Source organism: Streptomyces sp. UH6 (assembly GCF_013421635.1).
In the GTDB taxonomy this organism is placed as follows: domain Bacteria; phylum Actinomycetota; class Actinomycetes; order Streptomycetales; family Streptomycetaceae; genus Streptomyces; species Streptomyces abyssomicinicus.
This window is the reverse complement of sequence record NZ_JACADT010000391.1, coordinates 1-4944: the sequence shown is the minus strand read 5'-3', so window position 1 is coordinate 4944 and position 4944 is coordinate 1. Positions and strand designations below refer to the sequence as shown.

General features: G+C 72.5%; 7 protein-coding genes. 4 read left to right on the top strand and 3 right to left on the bottom strand.

Annotated elements, in window-relative coordinates:
- Both HW445_RS18315 and HW445_RS18310 read left to right on the top strand, forming a co-directional pair.
- Window positions 1-521: YeeE/YedE family protein (locus HW445_RS18315; protein WP_180222076.1), on the top strand; the 521-nt coding region annotated here is incomplete at its 5' end.
- Window positions 521-937: a YeeE/YedE thiosulfate transporter family protein gene (locus tag HW445_RS18310; RefSeq protein WP_180222075.1), complete on the top strand. Its 417-nt coding sequence runs from the start codon at window positions 521-523 to the stop codon at window positions 935-937. The genes HW445_RS18315 and HW445_RS18310, both read left to right, overlap by 1 nt.
- Before the next feature lie 115 nt (window positions 938-1052).
- On the opposite strand, the gene HW445_RS18305 is transcribed toward HW445_RS18310, so the two are convergent.
- The gene (locus tag HW445_RS18305) at window positions 1053-1946 is read right to left on the bottom strand and encodes an NAD(P)-dependent oxidoreductase (RefSeq protein WP_180222074.1); all 894 of its coding nucleotides are present in this window, start codon (window positions 1944-1946) and stop codon (window positions 1053-1055) included.
- A complete protein-coding gene (locus tag HW445_RS18300) occupies window positions 1943-2884 on the bottom strand; it encodes an NAD(P)-dependent oxidoreductase (protein ID WP_257231154.1) in 942 nt (313 codons plus the stop codon). The genes HW445_RS18305 and HW445_RS18300 overlap by 4 nt, the downstream gene beginning before the upstream one ends.
- Before the next feature lie 68 nt (window positions 2885-2952).
- Here HW445_RS18300 and HW445_RS18295 point away from each other — a divergent pair, with 68 nt between their 5' ends.
- Window positions 2953-3339, top strand: coding sequence for a helix-turn-helix domain-containing protein (locus tag HW445_RS18295; RefSeq protein ID WP_180222073.1), 387 nt, complete (start codon window positions 2953-2955; stop codon window positions 3337-3339).
- Between the two features lie 152 nt (window positions 3340-3491).
- Window positions 3492-4229 carry an alpha/beta hydrolase gene (locus HW445_RS18290; RefSeq protein ID WP_180222072.1) on the top strand — a complete coding sequence of 246 codons (738 nt, stop codon included), beginning with the start codon at window positions 3492-3494 and terminating at the stop codon, window positions 4227-4229.
- Between the two features lie 53 nt (window positions 4230-4282).
- On the opposite strand, the gene HW445_RS18285 is transcribed toward HW445_RS18290, so the two are convergent.
- Window positions 4283-4944 (bottom strand): hypothetical protein (locus HW445_RS18285; RefSeq protein WP_218957122.1); only part of this gene is annotated, 662 nt, incomplete at its 5' end.

Sequence of the window (4944 nt, the reverse complement as noted above, 5' to 3'; positions counted from 1 at the left end):
AACGCCGCCTCGAGCGGATGGACGAGGAATTCGCCGACCACCAGGCTCTCGCCGAGGCGCTCGCGGTGGCCACGGCCGAGCATTTCGGCACCGGCCCGTCCACCGCGGGGCAGGACCCCCACGGGCAGTCGCGGCCGCCCCTGGCGGACGTCCAGCCGCCGGCGAGCGACGCCCCCGCGGCCACGAGCGGGCGCCCGGCCCCGCTGTTCACCCAGGCCGCCCTGCTGATATCGATCTTCCTCGGCGGGCTGATCGCCGCGGTCACCTCCGGCCGGTTCGACCTCCGCCTCGACATGGGCCCGGGCTTCCGGAGCCTGGTGACCGCGGATCCGGTCACGATGGTCGCCCTCCTGTTCGTGGGAGGCGTGCTGGTCGGCTTCGGCACCCGGCTGGCGGGCGGGTGCAGCTCCGGCCACGGGCTCAACGGCTGCGGCCGTCTGAGCCCGGTCAGCATCGTCGCGACCGCCGTGTTCTTCGGCACCGCCGCCGCGGTGTCGTTCCTCCTGTGGAAGGTGATCTGATGCGTACCCGGGGCGCGATCCTGCTGGCCACCGTCGTCACCGGACTGGGCCTCGGCTTCACCGTCGCCAACATCGGCTTCGGCGACTACGCCGAGCTGAACCGCATGTTCACCTTCCAGGACCCCCGCATGCTCCTCTCCTTCGGCGGCGCCGTGGTGATCATCGCGTGCGTGTTCGCGCTGCTGCGGATCCGCCGCACCCCCGGGCGGGTCCACGCCGGCGTGATCCCCGGTGCGGTGCTGTTCGGCACCGGCTGGGCGATCTCGGGCGGGTGCCCCGCCATCCCGGTCGTCCAGGTCGCCGGCGGATACCTGCCCGCCCTGGTCACCATCGCCGGCGTCGTCGTCGGAATCAGGCTGTGCCGCTGGTCCAACGGCCGGTACTTCCACCTCGACCGCGGCTCCTGCGGGCTGTGACCGACGGCGCGTCCGGCGAAGGGCCCGGCCCTCGCCTGACGCGCCGTCGTCCGGCCGCACGGCGGGCCGGTGGGCCGCGGCGGAGTGGCACCGTCGACCGGAGCGCCCGCCGGGATCAGGCGTTCGGCTCCCTTCGCGGTGTCCTGATGCCGTCGACGATCCGGGTCCAGTTGTCCTTCCCGTGGCCGTCGGCGATCGCACGGAGGTAGTGCGCCCGGACGGCCCGGGGGAGGGCGAGGTCGAGTCCGGCACTGTCGCTGGTGTCGACGATGTGGTCCGCGGTCGCGCCCATCATGGTCACCGTGCTCAGATGGCCCGGGTGCTCGCCGGCGTCGATCTGCGCGCCGACGTCCTCGCCGGCCCCGAGTATCGCCGGGATGTCGGTGATCGTCGGCATCAGCTCCGGGACGGCCTCCGCCGCGGTGATGCCGGCCGAGCCCAGCAGTGCGGTGGCGTGCATCAGCGCCGAGAGGCTCGTCAGGAACACGTCGAGGTGGGCGAGGTACATCAGCTGCGCCAGCCCGGCGTCCTCGCCGAGGTGGCGCGGCGTTCCGATCCTGGCCAGTACCGGGCGGTGCGCCTCGAAGACCTCGCGCGGTCCGCTGTAGTACACGTACGCCGCCTCGGTGCCCACCATGGGGGCGGGGACCATCACGCCACCGGTCACGAAGTGCGCCCCGTGCCCGGCGGCCCAGGCCGCGGCCTCACGGGCCCGGTCGGGGGTGTCCGAGCTCAGGTTGACGAGTGTGCGGCCGGCCAGAGCCGGGGCCGCCGTGCCGAGAACGTCGTACATCGCCCGGTAGTCGGTGAGGCTGAGGATCACCAGCTCGCTCGCGGCGAGGGCGTCGGCGGGCGAGGCGGCCAGGGTGGCGCCCTCCGCCACGAGGCCGTCGGCGCGGTGAGGGGTGCGGTTCCAGACGGTGACCGGGTGACCGGCGGCGAGCAGCGTACGGACCATGGCCTGGCCCATCGGGCCCAGGCCGATCAGCGTGACGGGCGCGGCGCTCATGCGGCACCGCCCTCGGCGGAGCCCGTCGTGACGCCGGCCGGGCGCAAGCTCTCGTAGATCCTCGGGAAACCCTCCGAGCCGTGTCCCGCGGCGATCTGCCGGCCGATCAGCTCCTGGACGGCGGCGATCGGGGCCGGGTCGACCCCCTCCTCCTCACTGGCCCGCACGAGGTGCGACAGGTCGGAGAAGTCCAGGCTCTGCTGGCCCGGGACGGTGTAGTCGCCGCCGTCGACGACCTTCGCGTAACCGGCGAGTTCGTGGGTCATGGCGGACAGGAACGGCGCCTGCCGGGCGGCGAAGTCGGACGCGCTCATCCCCAGGGAGGCGACCATCGCCGCGCCGTGGAGGAAACCGGTGAACATCTGGTACATCCCCGACAGCATGGCGAGGTCCACCAGCGACGCCCGGCCGGCGTCCTCCCCGTGGAACTCACCGGCGGGCCAGACGTCGAGAAGGGGCAGGAGGGCGTCGTAGGCCGCCCGTGAGCCGCTGTAGAGGATCTGGCCCTCGCGGGGTCCGATCATGGCGGGCACGGCCATGACGGCGCCGTCGAGGTGGTCGGTGCCGTGCCCGGCGGCCCAGGACGACAGTTCGCGGGCCTCGTTCGGGGTCGTGGTCGTGAGGTTGAGCAGGGTGCGGCCGCGCAGTTCCCCGGCGGCCCGGCCGAGGGTTTCCCGCACCGAGGGATACCCGAGGAGGCAGGTGACGACCACCGGGCTCGCCGCCACGGCCTCGCGGACCGAGCCGGCGGCACGGGCGCCGTGGGCCACCGGTCCCGCGGTGCGGTCAGGGGTTCGGTTCCAGACGGTCACGGAGCGCCCGGCGTCGAGCAGTGCGGTCGTCAGCGCGCTGCCCATGGCGCCGAGACCGAGCATGCTGACATCGGTGGACCGGGCCGGATTTCTTGTGGGTTCGGACATGCCGACCATGCTGTACATCGCTGTACGGTGACGGAAGTACCCACTTTTTACTGCGGTACTTACCTTTTGGTGAGTGAGGAGAAAGCGTGACGAAGGCTTCCCGCACCGGCCCCTACATCTGTGGCATCGACGCGGCACTCGACGTCGTCAGCGGCAAGTGGAAGGGCCTCGTCCTCTGGGAATTGCACACGCACGGCATCCGCCGCTTCGCCGAACTGCGCCGCGCGCTGCGGGGAGTGAGCGAGAAGATGCTGACCCAGCATCTGCGCCAGATGGAGGAGGACGGTCTGGTCCACCGCACGGTCCACGCGGAGGTGCCGCCGAGGGTGGAGTATTCCCTGACCGCATCGGGTGTGGCGCTGAACGAGGCGCTGGGCCCGCTCGGCGAGTGGGGCCGTGACCGGATACGCCGCAGTGGCCTCGAGGTCGTCACGGACCCCGACTCCGCGGTGGAACCCGTTGGCGGGCGGTGACGGCCGTTGCTACTCTGCCGACGGCCGTGCGAGAGAACGAGGAGGTGGTAGCCGTGGACGCAGTACCGACACGGGTGCTCCCCTCCGGGGTCACGGCCGGGCGATAGGCCGTCCGGGAGCGCCGCTCACGAGCACTCCCGAAAGGCACGACCATGCAGTTCACTTCCGCGGCACGCCTCGACGACGGCGTCCTCGAGCGCGAGTTCACCCTCGGCGAGATCCCCGGCACCCTGTGGACACCCGCGTCCGCCGCACCGGCCGCACCGGCCCCGCTGGTCCTGATGGCCCACAACAACGGCCTGCCCAAGGCGGATCCCCGGCTGGTGGCCCGGGCCCGGTACACCGCGGCGCGCGGTTACGCGGTGGCCACCATCGACGCCGCCGGGTGCGGTGACCGGCCCCGATCCGCCGCCGAGGAGCAGGCCCGCGCCGACTTCCGGCGGGCGATGCGGGCGGGCGGGCCCACCGACGAGATCTTCGAGTCCTTCATCGGCCCGCTGGTCGAGAAGGCGGTCCCGGACTGGCGGACCACCCTGGACGCCCTCCTCGCCCTGCCCGGAGTCGGCGGCGGTCCGGTCGGGTACTCCGGGGGGTGGACCGCCCTCGGCATCCGGCTGGCGGTGGCCGAGCCGCGCATCGCGGCCGCCGGCTTCTTCGCCGGGGGCTACGTGCCCCGCGCCCAGCGCGAGGAGGCCCGGCAGGTCACCATCCCCCTGCTGTTCCTTCTCCAGTGGGACGACGAGGGCAACCCCCGGCAGCGGGCCCTGGACCTGTTCGACGCCTTCGGCAGCGAGGAGAAGACGCTGCACGCCAACCTCGGCGGACACACCGGCACGCCGAGGTTCGAGCTGGAGGACGGCTGCCGGTTCCTGGACCGCCACCTGAAGTGACGCCCGACGGCCGGTGAGGCCCACGCCACTGTGCGCGGACACCGCTCCGTCCGTCAGGAGGCCGGCGTCGTCGGCGGCCGCTTGTCCCACAGGTGGATCCCGTTCAGGACCGTTTCGAAGATCTCACGGGCCCGTGGCCCGTGGTCCGGGGTGTCGGGGAACACGACGCGCAGGTAGACCTCCTCCGTGTCCGAGGCCACGGCGCTGAGTTCGAGCCTGCAGTGGCGGGACTTCGGATCGGACGAGTCGGTCTTGTGATAGCACACCTCGAAGCGTCGTGCCGGTACCCCGAACGCGGTCGTCCCCTTGACGCCCTCGCTCCGTGCGTCGGACATCGAACCTTCCGCGCCTTCGAGGTAGTAGTCGAGTTGGTCCTCGGTGTAGGTCTCGGCCGTGCCGTACGAGCCGGAAGCGTGGTAGACGCTCAGGACGATCTGGTCGTACGGCCCGGTGTAGAAGTGCCCGCCATCCTTGTCCTTCCCGTCGGCCACGAAGTCCTCGGGCAGCGGAAGGTCGAGGAGAAGGCCGGCATCCCGGACCGTGCGCCAGCCCGGGGGCAGGCTCCCCTCCTCCGCCGGACTTCGTGACAGCAGGTGCTGGGCGGAGGGCGACCGGGACACGGCCGCCGAGGAGGCCTCCGGCCGGGAGGTTCCCCGGTCCCCGGCCTGTCCGGGGGCGCCCGGTGTGGCGGACCCGGCGGCGGTCGTGTCGGCGC